Below are 13,884 nucleotides of genomic sequence, written 5' to 3' on the forward strand. Positions count from 1 at the left end.
ATATGTCTCAAGGTTCTTTAATTTTACCTACCACCGGAACGGTGCCGGGATTGACGCTCGTCAATGCAATAAATTCGGCGCTGGCAAACCTGTCAGGTCAGGCATCAGGCGCTACAGACCCAAGCACTCTGCCTGGTGGCGTACAACCATTTTCATTTTGGATGGACATTTCTGTCACACCAAACGTCTTGCGAATGCGGAATTCAGCAAACACAGCATGGGTCTCTCCGATCGGATTGGCCGCCAGTGGCGCCAACGTTGATATCACCAGCCTTGGCTCGCTAGCATCGATCAATGGAGGCGCACTTGCTGGCTTGCGCAATCTTGTGATTAACGGGGGGATGGCAGTTGATCAAGTGAATATGGGCGCTAACCAGACGATAACGGCAGGTGCGGGCTTGGTCTATACGGTGGATCAGTTCTATGCCTATTGCTCAGGTGCTAATGTGACCGGCGCGCAGGTAGCCGGCCCTTTCGCTAATACCTATCGCTACCAATTAACTGGGGCGGCCTCGAACACTAGCGTAGGATTTGGCACGCGAATTGAGGCGAACAATTCGGCCAGTCGGGCCGGCTCCACAGCATCCCTGTCAGTCGCGCTAAAGTCTAGCTCGTTGACCAGCATCACTTGGACGGCCTATTACGCGAACACTAAGGATAGCTTCGGTACCCCGGCTAGCCCGAACCGCACTCAGTTCGCAACAGGTACTTTCACGATTGGTAGTACCGAGTCCACCTACAACGCCCAAATCTCGATTCCGGGTGCTGCTGTTACCGGCCTCGAAATTGCTTTCTCTGGCGGCGCATTAGCGGCAGGACAGACGCTCACCATTGGGAATGTACAGCTTGAGCCTGGTAACGTTGCAACGCCATTCGAACAGAGGCCTTACGGACTAGAACTGTCACTGTGCCAGCGCTATTTCGAGAAGTCCTTTCAGAACTGGCTACCCGCTTCCTCAGTAAGCGGCAACTACAGTAGCGCTAGTAGTTTCATTGTCAACACGGCTGCCATCATAACCAACGGTGGATTTCCGGGAGTTGTTCTTTACAAAGCTGCAAAGCGAGTCAATCCAACCGTTACTACCTATGATCTCATCGGGCAGTTCGGTTACATCTCCACAGTGGCTGTAGGCGGAGCGGTTAGCCACGGTAACACTTCAATCGTCGGTGGAACCGATTCAGGTTTCTCTTTCGGATATTCAGCCCCGATCGCGCAGACCGGCGGCGTTTCTTGTAACTGGACCTCTTCAGCGAGGATGTAAAACATGGCATATCAACTAACTGCAAATTCTCATATTCGGCGCTTGGTGGACGGCGCATTAATCCCGGCAGATTCTGGTAACACTGACTATCGGGACTACCTCGCGTGGGTGAGCGAGGGGAATACACCTCAAGCACTCGACGCACCAGATCCGGCAACCATATGGGCCGCATACCAGCAGGAGGCTAAGGCGGCGCTCGATAAAAGCGATGAGACTATTTTGCGCTGCGCCGAAAATAGTGTCTCCGTACCTGTGGTTTGGATCACCTATCGCAAGCAACTCAGAGGCATCGTCGCAGCAGCTAGCGGAGATTCGACACAACCCCTCCCAGAACGTCCAAGCTACCCAGATGGAACCTAAACTAGCATCACCAAACAAGCCGCCTTCGGGCGGCTTTTTTTTGCCAATTCTCAAATGGAAAAAAAAGAAATGACACCTGAGAAATCGCCTGAAAACTTCGGCTGGCTCACTTATGCCTGGGTATTCGGTCTGTCAGCAATGGGGGGGTTCGTGTCGTTTATGCGCAAAGTCAAAGACGGCCACGCCCGCGCATGGAACATCGTGGAGCTGATCGGCGAGATTTGCACCAGCGCCTTTGCCGGCGTGATGACGTTTTACTTGTGCGAGTGGAGCAATTTTGCGCCGCTGCTTACGGCGGCAATGGTCGGCATCGCCGGCCACATGGGTAGCCGTTCCATCATGTTGCTGGAACGCCTGATGGAGTCCAAATTTCCAAAAGGGAGTGAAAAATCATGAGCAGTTTTGATGACGCATTCGACGCGCTGATCGGCAACGAAGGCGGCTACAGCAATAACCAGAAGGACCCGGGCGGCGAAACCATGTGGGGCGTTACCCTGCGCGTGGCGCGCGCGTACGGATACACCGGCGCCATGAAAGACCTACCGCGCGAAACGGCGAAGGCGATCGCCAAGAAACTCTATTGGGATCCACTGCGCCTAGACAGCTTCGACCCGCGTGTCGCGTTCCAGATTTTCGACACGAACTACAACGGCGGCCATCCGGTTATCTGGATGCAGGGGGCCGCTGGCATCAAGGTCGACGGCGTGCTTGGACCGGTGACCATCGCAGCGGTCGCGGCGACAGATCCACTTAAGTTTGTCATGCGCTGGAATAGCCTGCGCATTCGCTATTTCACTTCCCTTAAAACCTGGCTTAACTTTGGTAAGGGCTGGGCCAATCGTATTGCTGACAACCTCAAATTAGGAGCTATTTAACATGTTACCTATCGCACTCGCGCTTGCGCAATTCGCACCAATGATCGCTGGCTGGTTCGGCGGCAGCAAAGCGGAAGACGTCGCCACAAAGGTAGTCGGCATTGCCCAGGTAGTTACCGGGCAGTCGGCACCGGATGCCGCTTTGGCCGCGATCCAGGCCGATCCGAATCTCTCGATGCAGTTTCAGAAGGCTGTGCTGGACCAGCAATATGAGTTGGCCAAATTGGCGAACGAATTGAGTATTGCCGAACTGAGTGCAGACACCGCTGACACGGCCGCCGTCAATGCCACAATGCAGGTCGAGGCGAAAGCGGATCACTGGCCGACATATAGCTGGCGGCCGTTCATCGGATTTTGTTATGGTGCCGAGGGTATCATGACGGCCTCGACGGTGATGGTGGCATACCTGGGCGTGATGTTCTTCAAAGTGGACCCGGTGGTGCTGTCCTACCTTCCGGCAATGCTCGGTGCAATGGCCGGCATCATGGCGGCGCAAACTGCCGTGCTTGGCATTGCCTCTTACTTCCGAGGAAAGATGCAGGCCAGCCCGTTGATTCCCACCGATAATCGTGGATAGAAGAGACGATTTACGCCACCAGATGGATTCCAGGCCTGCTGGTGGCGGCGTCGACCAAGCGATCGATATAATCAGACCAGTCTTGCATCATCTTCGTACGCTCGACCAAGAACTTGGCGCGGTCATATGCCTTATCCACCTTGTTACCCTTGGCGTGCGACAGTTGCAGGTCGACCACTTCATGGCGATATCCCAACTCCTGCTTGAGCACGCCCATTGCCAGCGAGCGGAAGCCGTGGCCGGTCATCCTGCCGGCGTATCCGATATTTTCCAGCGCCTTCAAAATTGCCCCGTCTGACATGTGATCATCTGGCCGTCGCTGGTTGGGGAAGACAAACTTGTTGCGGCCAGTCAGCGGTTGCATTTCACGGAAGAGGGCGACGCTTTGCCTGGACAACGGCACAACGTGGCCGCGCCCCTTCTTCATCCGCTCCGGCGGGATGTCCCATATCGCTTTTTCAAGATCAGGCTCTGCCCAGGGCACCGCGATGAGTTCGGTTGTCCGGACGAAGGTTCGCATCATCAGCCACAGCGCCACCCGCGTGGCCGGGTACATGTGGGTTCGGCTGGTGATCAAGTCCTTGATGAACTGCGGGAATTCTTCGACGGTGATCGAGGCGAAGTGACCCTTTTTCGGTTTCTTCATCACGTCCTTGAGTGCTGCAGCCGGATTGCCGGCCGTATCCCCGCATACAATCGCAAAATTAAAAACGCGGGAAACCATGCCACGGCATCGGCTGGCAATCTCCAGCGCGCCGCGCTTTTCAATCTCACGGAACACCAGCAGCAGACGCTGCGGCGCTATCTTCGCGATCGGGTCGGCACCGATCACCGGAAAGACGTCGACCTCCAGCCGGTGCAAATTCTCCGCCGCCGTTCCAACGCCCCATTCATCACTGGCCGCCATGTGTGCGTGCCATTCCCTCGCCACGACTTCGAACGTACGCGCCTGCGCGACAACCTGCGCAATTTTGCTTATCTGCTTTTCGACACCGGGATCATCGCCAGCCTTCAACTGTCGGCGCGCGTCTTCCCACTTTTCGCGCACCGCAGCCAATGACACCTCCGGATAGGCGCCAAGCGAAAGCGATTTTTGTTTGCCGCCGAAGCGGTATGCACCGGTCCAATACTTGCCGCCGCCGGGATGAATAGTCAGCGCCAGGCCGCGCGCATCGGACAACTTGTAGACTTTCTCTTTGGGCTTTGCGGCGCGACAGGTAGCGTCTGATAGGGGCATTTGTTGGTGAATTATTTTCGTTGTGGGATTTTCACCAACGAATTTACCAACAAATTTATGGGCATGCAACGAACAAATAGAAACGCCATGAAACAAAAAAGCCGCTAAGACATTACGTCAGAGCGGCTTCGTTGAACAACCTAGAACTGCTTGAAACAATTCATTGGCGGAGACGGAGGGATTCGAACCCTCGATACAGGTTTAAGCCCATATGCTTCCTTAGCAGGGAAGTGCCTTCGACCACTCGGCCACGTCTCCACACTGCAGGCAGCTATTTCGCTGCCTCAGCAAAGAAGTTCCGCATGATATCTTTTCACGCGGATTTGGTCAACGAAACTATGCGATTTCGGATCGATTATTTCCGTTTTGCAGAGTTTCTTCGATACTTATTTGCCCTTGCTTACTCTTACTTGCCGTTTTCCAGATCGAAGGCCTTGTGCAACGCGCGTACTGCGAGTTCCATGTACTTTTCGTCGATCAGGACCGAGATCTTGATTTCGGAGGTGGAGATCATCTGGATGTTGACGCCTTCTTCCGACAACGTGCGGAACATTTGCGAGGCGATGCCGACGTGGCTGCGCATGCCGACGCCGACCACGGACACCTTCGACACCTTGGTGTCGCCGACGATGCTGGCCGCGCCGATGTGGGCTTTGACGCTGGCGTTCAGCACTTCGACGGCCTTCGCGTACTCGGCGCGCGGAACGGTGAAAGTGAAATCGGTCTTGCCTTCGACAGACTGGTTCTGGATGATCATGTCCACTTCGATGTTGGCATCAGCGATCGGGCCCAGGATCTGGTAGGCGATGCCCGGACGGTCAGGCACGCCGAGCACGGTGATCTTGGCCTCGTCGCGGCTGAACGCGATGCCGGTAATGGTTGCTTGTTCCATGTTGGTGTCTTCCTCAAACGAAATCAGTGTGCCGGATCTGGTTTCTTCGTCCAGCGGCATTAATGGGTCGGTCAGCGACGACAGCACGCGCGTCGGCATCTTGTAGTTGCCGGCAAATTCCACCGAGCGGATTTGCAGGACCTTGGAGCCCAGCGAGGCCATTTCCAGCATTTCTTCGAAGGTTACGGTGTTCAGGCGGCGCGCTTCGCTGACCACGCGCGGGTCGGTCGTATAGACGCCGTCGACGTCGGTATAGATCAGGCATTCGGCGGCCTTGATCGCTGCGGCCACCGCCACCGCGGAGGTGTCGGAACCGCCGCGGCCCAGCGTGGTGATATTGCCGTCGGCGTCCACGCCCTGGAAGCCGGTGATGATCACGATCTTGCCGGCGCTGAGGTCTTTGCGCACCTTGGCGTCGTCAATCGAGCGGATGCGCGCCTTGGTGAAGGCGGAATCGGTCTTGATCGGCACTTGCCAGCCGGCATAGGAGACGGCTTCCTTGCCGATCGCCTGCAGCGCCATTGCCAGCAAGGCAACGGAAACCTGCTCGCCGGTCGAGGCCAGCATGTCCAGTTCGCGTTGATCAGGCTGGGCCATGATTTCTTTGGCCAGGCCCAGCAAACGGTTGGTTTCGCCAGACATTGCGGAGGGAACGACAACGATCTGGTGGCCGGCGTCGTGCCACTTGGCAACGCGCTTGGCGACGTTCTTGATGCGCTCTGTCGAGCCCATTGAAGTGCCGCCGTATTTGTGAACGTATAAAGCCATAGGAAGTAGGTCTGAATTGCGTGACTGAATGCTGCTCTTGGATATTGCTATTTGTTGCCGGATTGCGATGAAGGCCGGAGGAAACAAACCCTCGACTTTACAGTGAGAAGTCCAAAATCACAAGCAAAAGCCGCTGAAAACAGGCATTTTTGAGCCATTTTGGGGCGTTTTCAACTTGTTCCTGTGATTTGATGCAAACAAGAAATTTACCGGAGGTGGTCTGGAGCGCCGCCCACCGTGGTGCTGCCATATGGCAGGCCGACCAGGGTGGAGGGGTTGCGGACTGGGCCGCAGTACAGCCGGGTGATACCTGAAGCCTGCGATTAAGCGCCGGCGTAGATGCTATTGTCGCTGGCCGATTGCGATTGGCTGACGACTTGTTCGCGCGAGCGAGTGCTACGAGCCTGGATCACGATGGGGTAGTTGTCGCCGTTGGCGATGAGGCCTTGAGCCTGTGCCTGTTGCAACTCGGAAATGACTTCGGCGCGGGTCTTGGTCGACACGAACTTGGTTTCCGGTGGATATGGGGCTTCAGCCATTGCGGCGCCGGCAGCGGCAAAGAGGATGACAGCGGCAGTGATTTGCTTGGTGTTCATGATGGTTCTCCTTAAAACAGTAAATAAAACATGCGTCGATGAACAGGGCGGTTCGGCTTGTGGCTGCTTGCGCGTCATCGATGAAGCACAGTGTATCTATTGCTTCCCATAAGAAAAATGGGTTTAATGGCAACGCACTATTTCAGTTAAAGAAACAATCAGGGGCTTGAAAATGGATCGCCTGCACTCAATGAAAGTATTTGCGAAGGTGGTTGAACAGGGCAGTTTTGTCCGCGCGGCGGAAATCTTGTCGTTGTCGAATGCCGTGGTAACGCGCTACATCGTCGATCTGGAAAACCATCTCGGCGCACGCTTGCTGAATCGTTCCACCCGCCGGCTGTCGCTGACGGAGTCCGGCCTGGCTTATCTGGAGCGGATCAGGCACATCTTGCCGGAGATTGAGGAGGCCGAGGCGATCGTGGCCCTGGAAACCAAGAAGCCGGCCGGCACCTTGTCGCTATACTCGCACGTCGGTTTCGGCCAGAGCCAACTGGGCAAGTTGCTGCCGGATTATTCCAGGGCCTATCCCGAGGTCATGCTGGACATCTCCTTGTCCGAGCGTAGCAAGGATTTGGTGGAAGAGGGGCTGGACGTCGGTTTTTTCAGCAGCTTGCAGAAATTCGATGCCAGCATGGTGGTGCGCAAGATCGGTGTGGCGGAAGTGGTGTTGTGCGCTTCGCCGTCGTACATTGCACAGCACGGCGCACCGCAGACGCCGGACGAACTGAACCGGCATGCCTGCCTCAATTTTTCGCACGAACATTTGCGCCACAACTGGCACGTCAAGACGGAAGATGGCATCCGCGACATCCCGATCACCAGCAACGTCGTCTCCAACAGCGCGCTGTTGCTGCGCGATTTTGCGCTGGCAGGCATGGGTATCGCCATGCGTCCTTCGTTCAGCTTGGGCGACGATCTGCGTTGCGGTAAATTGCAACGCGTGCTGGCTGACTACCAGATGGGGCAGGTAACGGTGATGATGGCTTATCCAAGCCGGCGTCTGCTGTCGGCCAAGGTGCGCAGTTTTGTGGATTTCATCGTGGAGAAATTTCCCCAGCCTGAGTCGGATCCCTGGCTGTGATTCAGCCGGCGTCGGAAAGATTGTTGAGACGCTGCTGCAGATCGCATTCCTGCCATTCGCGGCGTTCGGCGCTGCTGCGTGCTTCGCGTTCGAGTTCATCCCGGCTTTTGGTCGATAGCGCCTGCAGCAGACGTTCGGCCTGGCGGGTATCGGGTTCCATGGCGCCAAAAAAGCCGACCGTCGATCCGCGTTGCATCAGCAGGGTGGGAAAGTTGTCGATATCAAGGTCGCCGACCAGGTCAGCCTGATCTTCGATGTCGATCCAGACGAAATGATGTTGGGGGCTGCGTTCCGCCCAAGCGGCGAAATTGACTGCGTATTCGCGGCAACTGCCGCACCAGCCGGCACAAAGGCAGGCGACCACCCATTTGTCGTCGGCGAGGGCGGCGGCGAGTTCTTCTCGGTTGCTGGCGGTGAAGATCTGATAGGACATGAGGCGGCCTATTCTACTCCGGATGCAAAAAAACCGGTGCAAGGCGTCCGCAATCGCTGGTGAAGGATACTTTTACGTCGCGGCCGGCGAGGTAAAATAGCGAGATGTCTATCATTCTTGCCATCGAAACATCCACCGAACTCGCCTCGGCAGCCTTGCTGCACGGTGATGAACTGATCAGCCGCGAATCCCTGGGCGTGCAAACGCATTCAGAAACCATTTTGCCGATGGTCCAGCAATTGCTGGCGCAGGCGGGGGTCGCCTTGTCGCGCTGCGACGCCATTGCATTCGGCGTCGGACCGGGTTCGTTCACCGGAGTGCGCACGGCCTGCGGCGTGGTGCAGGGATTGGCCTTTGGCAGCGATTTGCCGGTGGCGCCGGTGGTGACGCTGGAAGCGATGGCGCAAGCCTGCCTGGAGGCAACCGGGGGGCAGGCAAAGGACGTCCTGGCCGTCCTTGATGCGCGCATGGGCGAGGTCTACTGGGCGCAATATCGTCATGGCGCCGACGGCTGGCAGGCCGTGCTCGAACCGGTGTTGTCGACGGCAATCGATGTCCGGCCGCAGGGTTTGGTGCGGGCTTGCGGTAACGGACTGGCGGCATATGCCAAGGATTTCGCCGGACAGGCATTCACTGTCGGGGCGATGGCGCAACTGATGCCGCACGCCGCGCAGGTAGCGACGCTGGGACGCGGGATTTTCGAGCAAGGCAGGACGGTTGCGCTGCAGGATGCGCAGCCGCTGTACCTGCGCAACAAGGTTGCGCTGACTACGGCCGAACGGCGGGTGCGCGATCTCGCTAAAGGTGCGGCGTGAGTATGAGTAGTGGCGCCTTGCTACATACGCTGGAAAGCAGGTTCGGTAAGCTGGAATTTACCGCCATGCAGGTCGCCGACATGGATGAAGTTGTGCATATCGAAGACCGGATCTACTCGCATCCATGGACGCGCGGTAATTTCCTCGATTCGCTGTACAGCGGCTACCAGACCCTGACCATGCGCGATCCGTCGGGGCGGCTGCTGGGATACTTTCTGGTGATGGAGGCTGTCGATGAAGCGCACCTGCTCAATATCAGCGTGGCCGAGGATGTGCAAGGCGAAGGAATTGGTCATCTGCTGCTCGACTACGCTGTCGACCTGGCGCGCAAGCACCGGATGAGGGTGATGCTACTGGAAGTGCGGGTCTCGAACCTGCGTGCGTTGCATGTTTATCGGCGCTATGGTTTCGTTGAAATCGGGCGCCGCAAAAATTATTATCCCGCCGATCAACATACGCGCGAAGACGCGATCGTGATGAGTTTAACGCTATGAGTCAGAACACATTGGCCGCTGCGGCCCGGGTATTGGAAGAAATCGGCGTCGGTCCGGTCTGGGTGCGGCGACATCTGCCCACCGGGGCGGTGGCGGCGCCGGAAGCGGAAACGGCAGTTGCCGTTTTACAGTCCGAATCACAGCTTGAATCGCGGCCTGAATTGCAGTCGGGACGCTCCAGCGCCGCATCGGCCGTTCAGGTCCAGCCGTCGCGCCAGGCGCCGCCGCCTGCGGCGCAAGACGACGGTTTGCCGCCCTGGCTGACCGAAATGAATGACGCTGACATGGGGGCGCCCGGCTTCATGCCGTATGGCGATGAGGACGACGTTGAACCGGCCGTCAATATCAATCCGGCCATCGCCACCATGGACTGGGCCAAGCTCAAGGAAACGGTCTCCGACTGCCGGCAATGCGGATTGTGCAACGGCCGCAAAAAGACTGTGTTCGGCGTCGGCGACGAGAAGGCCAAATGGCTGTTCATCGGCGAGGGCCCCGGCCGTAACGAGGATATGCAGGGCGAACCGTTCGTCGGTCCGGCCGGCAAATTGCTCGACAACATGCTGATCGCGATGGGTTTGAAGCGTGGCGACAACGCCTATATCGCCAACATCGTCAAATGCCGTCCCACGGATGGAAGCGGCAAGGATCGTCCGCCGTCGCCGCAGGAAGTGGCGTCTTGCCTGCCTTACCTGCAGCGCCAGATCGCCCTGATCCAGCCGACCGTACTGGTCGCCTTGGGCAAGACAGCAGCCTTGTCGCTGCTGGGACTCGACCCGGCAACGCCGGTGTCAAAATTGCGCGGCACCGTCCATCGCTACCAGGGCTTGCCGCTGGTGGTGACTTACCACCCGGCTTATCTGTTGCGGCAGCTTGGCGACAAAAGCAAGGCCTGGGCCGATTTGTGCCTCGCGATGACCGCCTATGCCGACGTCACACACTGAGCTGCTTACGCAATCCGCACTTTCTTATCAAGAGCTGTTTCACCGGCGCTGGTCAGCGCTGCACGATCCGCATGTACGGGCGCTGGCGTGGCTGCTTGATGCTCCGGATTTGCTCGATGCGCAGGCGCCGCGCTGGAACGGCCGCATCGCCACCCTGGGGCCGGTCAGCGACATGGACGCCACTTGGCTGCATGCGCTGGATCGCAGCCCGCGTGCCTTATACACGCTGCTGAATGCCCAGCCGTCGGCGCGTCTGGGACGTTACGCTGAAAAGTTGCTGACGTTTTATTTGCAGCAGACCGGGCGTCTGATCGCGCATAACGTGCAGGTCCGCAACGGTCCGAACGACACTGTCGGCGAGTTCGATTTTCTGGTGCATGACGAGGCGCGCACCGGCGTTGTCCACTGGGAGTTCGCCACCAAGTTTTATTTACTGGAGTCGCACCGCGAGCAGATGCAGACAGATGCTTTTGTCGGTCCGAACCTGGCAGACTCCCTTGGCGCCAAGATGGACAAGATCATGCAACAGCAATTGATGCTGTCCGCGCATCCGGCTGCCGGCCAATATTTGTCGCAACCGGTCGCGCGCGCTCAGGCGCTGGTGAAGGGCTGGCTGTTCTATCGCGAGGCAACGACGCCGCCGCTGCCGTCGGCTCTGGGCATTTCAATCGCGCATTGCAGCGGATTCTGGTGCGAGTTGTCGGCGCTGGATCAGGACGATGCGTCGCATTACCTGATATTGCCGCGCCTGGAGTGGCTGGCGCCGGCGCGTGCCGAGGCCGGAATGGCTTTATCAGGCGCGCAACTGCGCGATGCTGTCGCAACCTTGTTCGAGGAGACCCTGGCGCCGGTCATGATCGCCGTATGCGATCTTGCGGGCGATGTTGTATTGGAGTGCCGTCGCGGTTTTATCGTCCCGGATGATTGGCAGGAAAAGGCGACGCAGCGTGTGCAGCACGCGGTGGTGAAGTATTGATATCCGGAATGCAGGGCAGGCAGCAAGCAAAAAAATGAACGCCGCGCAGCGCCCAGCCACTGCGGTTTTTTATTCGTCGTGCTTATGCTCGCCGATCAGCGCCAGCGAATCGTGGTTGCGCTGGTTGGCGGCGTGGCGACGCATGATCAGGAACATGATGCTGGCCACGAAGACGCCGAAGATGATGATGACAATATTGACATCGAGATTGAGGCGGACCATGACCGCATATAGCACCAGCATCGTCAACACGGACAGGTTCTCGTTGAAGTTCTGCACCGCGATCGAATGGCCGGCGCTCATCAGCACATGGCCGCGGTGCTGCAGCAGAGCGTTCATCGGCACGACGAAGTAGCCGGATAGCGCACCGATGACGATCAACAGCGGATAAGCGATCCAGATCGACGTCACGGCGGTCATGGACATGACCACCAAACCCATGATGATGCCCAGAGGCATGACGGACAATGATTTTTTCAACGGCACGAAACGCGCGGCGCCGACTGCGCCCAAGGCTACGCCCAGCGCCACGATGCCTTGCAGGATCGCGGCCTTGTCCAGCGGCATATGCAGGGATTTTTCCGCCCATTTGAGGACGATGAATTGCAGCGTCGCGCCGGCGCCCCAGAACAGCGTGGTGACCGCCAGCGAAATCTGTCCCAGCTTGTCTCGCCACAGGGTGATGAAGCAGTTGGCGAAGTCGGCGATCAGTTTGACGGGATTGTGCTGCTGGTGGGCGTAGCGGGCGCCGGTGTCGGGGATGTTGAGGTTGAAGATCGCGGCGATGAGGTAGATGACGGTAATGATGCAGAGCGCGGCTTCGGTGGGAGTATTGATGTTGAAGTCGACGATCGGGAAATCGAACGCCAGCAGCACCGAGGCGACATGCGGGTTGACCAGTGCACCGCCTAGCACTGTGCCGAAGATGATGGAGCCCACCGTCAGCCCTTCGATCCAGCCGTTGGCGGCAACCAGTTTTTCCGGCGGCAGCAGTTCGGTCAGGATGCCGTACTTGGCCGGCGAGTAGGCAGCCGCGCCGAAGCCGACCACGGCATAGGCGACCAGCGGATGGACGGTGAAAAACATGAGCGCGCAGCCGACGACCTTGATCAGGTTGGTGATGAACATCACCTTGCCTTTGGGGAATGCGTCTGCAAAAGCGCCGACGAAAGCGGCCAGCAGTACATAGGACAGCACGAAGAACAATTTCAGCAGCGGCGTCATCCATGCCGGAGAATGCATCTCCGCGAGGAGTGCAATAGCTGCGATCAGCAGGGCATTATCTGCAAGCGACGAAAAAAACTGCGCCGCCATGATTGTGTAAAAGCCGCGATTCATCCGTATCCAAGATGTGACAAATTATCTCCGGCTTGCTTTATACCATGAAAAGATGACGTGCCAATGATAAGTATGATGGGCGAAAATGGATGGTCAGCGCGTTTTGACTGCATCATCCGGCTTCTTGCCTCCTCTTCTTGGAAACAAGCTGGTCCGGTAAAATGGCCTCTTGTTCCCGAACTATCGGACTTCCTCCCACTTTCGCCTGCTTCCTGTCCATTCTTATGCCAAGACCAATTGTTGCCACCATTGACATTTCTGCACTACAACATAACCTCGCAATAGCGAAATCGCATGCTCCGCACGCCAAGGCGTGGGCAGTCGTCAAGGCACAGGCCTACGGACATGGACTGGAGCGCGCCATACGGGCTTTTGCCGATGCCGATGGCCTGGCGCTGGTCGAGGTCGACTACGCGGTGCGGTTGCGCGAACTCGGCTGGACCAAGCCCATCCTGCTGCTGGAAGGCTTCTTCGACGCCGACGACATCCCTGTGCTTGCGCAGCACCAGTTGCAATTTGCCGTGCATTGCGATGCGCAAATACAGATATTGGAAAGCGTCGGCGCCAATGCGCAATTCGACGTGCACCTGAAGATGAACAGCGGCATGAACCGCCTCGGCTTCAAACCGCAAGTGTATCGCGCCGCCTATGAACGCCTGCAGAAGCTGGGCTGCGTGCGCAGCATCACCATGATGACGCACTTCGCCAACGCCGACGACGCGGCCAATCCCGACATGCCGCTGGCCGAGCAGATCAGACGCTTCAAGGCGGCCACCGAAGGCCTTGCCGGTGAGCACAGCGTGGCGAATTCGGCGGCGGATTTGCTGCATGCCGAACTTGCTTATGAATGGGTGCGTCCCGGCGTCATACTGTATGGCGCAACGCCGGGCGGCGGCACGGCGAAAGAATTCGGATTGCGTGCGGCCATGACGTTGGAAAGCAAGATCATCGGCGTGCAGGACATCGGTCCAGGCGACGCGGTCGGCTACGGCAGCCGTTTTGTCGCCGACAAGCCGATGAAGATCGGCATTGTGGCGTGCGGCTATGCCGACGGCTATCCGCGCCATGCTCCCAACAACACGCCGGTGGTGGTCGACGGCGTGCGGACCGGCACGGTGGGGCGCGTATCGATGGACATGCTGGCGGTGGATCTGACGCATATCCCGCACGCGGGGATCGGCAGTCACGTCGTCCTGTGGGGCGACGAACCGCCGATTGATGAAGTCGCTTTCGCGGCGG

Annotated in this window: 16 protein-coding genes and 1 tRNA gene; 11 read left to right on the forward strand and 6 right to left on the reverse strand. The window is 57.9% G+C overall.

The window, feature by feature from the left end:
* Window positions 1–2 precede the first annotated feature (2 nt).
* From RV1423_RS24230 to RV1423_RS28730, 5 genes are read left to right on the forward strand one after another with little or no spacing between them, the layout of a single operon-like run.
* Window positions 3–1,262 carry a hypothetical protein gene (locus RV1423_RS24230; RefSeq protein ID WP_155835257.1) on the forward strand — a complete coding sequence of 420 codons (1,260 nt, stop codon included), beginning with the start codon at window positions 3–5 and terminating at the stop codon, window positions 1,260–1,262.
* A gap of 3 nt (window positions 1,263–1,265) precedes the next feature.
* Window positions 1,266–1,622 (forward strand): hypothetical protein, encoded by a 357-nt coding sequence (locus tag RV1423_RS30105; RefSeq protein ID WP_155835258.1) that lies wholly within the window; start codon window positions 1,266–1,268, stop codon window positions 1,620–1,622.
* A 54-nt stretch (window positions 1,623–1,676) separates the two neighbouring features.
* Window positions 1,677–2,018: a phage holin family protein gene (locus RV1423_RS24235; RefSeq protein ID WP_034302553.1), complete on the forward strand. Its 342-nt coding sequence runs from the start codon at window positions 1,677–1,679 to the stop codon at window positions 2,016–2,018.
* A complete protein-coding gene (locus tag RV1423_RS24240; RefSeq protein ID WP_034302556.1) occupies window positions 2,015–2,497 on the forward strand; it encodes a glycoside hydrolase family 108 protein in 483 nt (160 codons plus the stop codon). The genes RV1423_RS24235 and RV1423_RS24240 overlap by 4 nt, the downstream gene beginning before the upstream one ends.
* A 1-nt stretch (window position 2,498) precedes the next feature.
* Window positions 2,499–3,074 carry a hypothetical protein gene (locus tag RV1423_RS28730; RefSeq protein WP_155835259.1) on the forward strand — a complete coding sequence of 192 codons (576 nt, stop codon included), beginning with the start codon at window positions 2,499–2,501 and terminating at the stop codon, window positions 3,072–3,074.
* A gap of 10 nt (window positions 3,075–3,084) precedes the next feature.
* Here RV1423_RS28730 and RV1423_RS24250 read toward each other — a convergent pair whose 3' ends face one another.
* From RV1423_RS24250 to RV1423_RS24265, 4 genes are all read right to left on the reverse strand, one after another.
* Window positions 3,085–4,311 carry an integrase arm-type DNA-binding domain-containing protein gene (locus RV1423_RS24250; RefSeq protein WP_034302558.1) on the reverse strand — a complete coding sequence of 409 codons (1,227 nt, stop codon included), beginning with the start codon at window positions 4,309–4,311 and terminating at the stop codon, window positions 3,085–3,087.
* A gap of 164 nt (window positions 4,312–4,475) precedes the next feature.
* Window positions 4,476–4,569: transfer RNA gene (locus tag RV1423_RS24255), tRNA-Ser, on the reverse strand.
* Between the two features lie 148 nt (window positions 4,570–4,717).
* The gene (locus RV1423_RS24260) at window positions 4,718–5,971 is read right to left on the reverse strand and encodes an aspartate kinase (protein WP_034302561.1); all 1,254 of its coding nucleotides are present in this window, start codon (window positions 5,969–5,971) and stop codon (window positions 4,718–4,720) included.
* 323 nt (window positions 5,972–6,294) lie between these two features.
* On the reverse strand, window positions 6,295–6,567 hold the full coding sequence (locus tag RV1423_RS24265; RefSeq protein WP_034302563.1) for a DUF4148 domain-containing protein: 273 nt from the start codon (window positions 6,565–6,567) through the stop codon (window positions 6,295–6,297).
* Between the two features lie 172 nt (window positions 6,568–6,739).
* On the opposite strand from RV1423_RS24265, the gene RV1423_RS24270 reads away from it, so the two are divergent.
* The gene (locus RV1423_RS24270) at window positions 6,740–7,648 is read left to right on the forward strand and encodes a LysR family transcriptional regulator (RefSeq protein ID WP_034302565.1); all 909 of its coding nucleotides are present in this window, start codon (window positions 6,740–6,742) and stop codon (window positions 7,646–7,648) included.
* Between the two features lies 1 nt (window position 7,649).
* On the opposite strand, the gene RV1423_RS24275 is transcribed toward RV1423_RS24270, so the two are convergent.
* Window positions 7,650–8,081, reverse strand: a complete 432-nt coding sequence (locus RV1423_RS24275) for a thioredoxin family protein (RefSeq protein WP_034302567.1) — start codon at window positions 8,079–8,081, stop codon at window positions 7,650–7,652.
* Between the two features lie 104 nt (window positions 8,082–8,185).
* Between RV1423_RS24275 and tsaB the strand changes: the two genes are divergently transcribed.
* The 4 genes from tsaB to RV1423_RS24295 are packed head-to-tail and all read left to right on the forward strand — an operon-like array spanning window position 8,186 to window position 11,307.
* The gene (gene tsaB / locus RV1423_RS24280) at window positions 8,186–8,896 is read left to right on the forward strand and encodes a tRNA (adenosine(37)-N6)-threonylcarbamoyltransferase complex dimerization subunit type 1 TsaB (RefSeq protein ID WP_034302570.1); all 711 of its coding nucleotides are present in this window, start codon (window positions 8,186–8,188) and stop codon (window positions 8,894–8,896) included.
* A gap of 2 nt (window positions 8,897–8,898) precedes the next feature.
* Window positions 8,899–9,390, forward strand: a complete 492-nt coding sequence (rimI, locus tag RV1423_RS24285) for a ribosomal protein S18-alanine N-acetyltransferase (RefSeq protein ID WP_034302572.1) — start codon at window positions 8,899–8,901, stop codon at window positions 9,388–9,390.
* The gene (locus RV1423_RS24290; protein ID WP_034302575.1) at window positions 9,387–10,331 is read left to right on the forward strand and encodes a uracil-DNA glycosylase family protein; all 945 of its coding nucleotides are present in this window, start codon (window positions 9,387–9,389) and stop codon (window positions 10,329–10,331) included. Before rimI ends, RV1423_RS24290 begins: the two co-directional genes overlap by 4 nt.
* Entirely contained in the window at window positions 10,312–11,307 is a 996-nt protein-coding gene (locus RV1423_RS24295; protein WP_051516921.1) for a DUF1853 family protein, read from the forward strand. Before RV1423_RS24290 ends, RV1423_RS24295 begins: the two co-directional genes overlap by 20 nt.
* 69 nt (window positions 11,308–11,376) lie before the next feature.
* On the opposite strand, the gene lplT is transcribed toward RV1423_RS24295, so the two are convergent.
* On the reverse strand, window positions 11,377–12,645 hold the full coding sequence (lplT, locus tag RV1423_RS24300) for a lysophospholipid transporter LplT (RefSeq protein WP_034302578.1): 1,269 nt from the start codon (window positions 12,643–12,645) through the stop codon (window positions 11,377–11,379).
* A 224-nt stretch (window positions 12,646–12,869) separates the two neighbouring features.
* Between lplT and alr the strand changes: the two genes are divergently transcribed.
* The coding region (gene alr / locus RV1423_RS24305; RefSeq protein ID WP_034302581.1) for an alanine racemase at window positions 12,870–13,884 on the forward strand (1,015 nt) is incomplete at its 3' end.

The organism is Herbaspirillum sp. RV1423 (assembly GCF_000577615.1).
GTDB lineage: Bacteria > Pseudomonadota > Gammaproteobacteria > Burkholderiales > Burkholderiaceae_D > Herbaspirillum.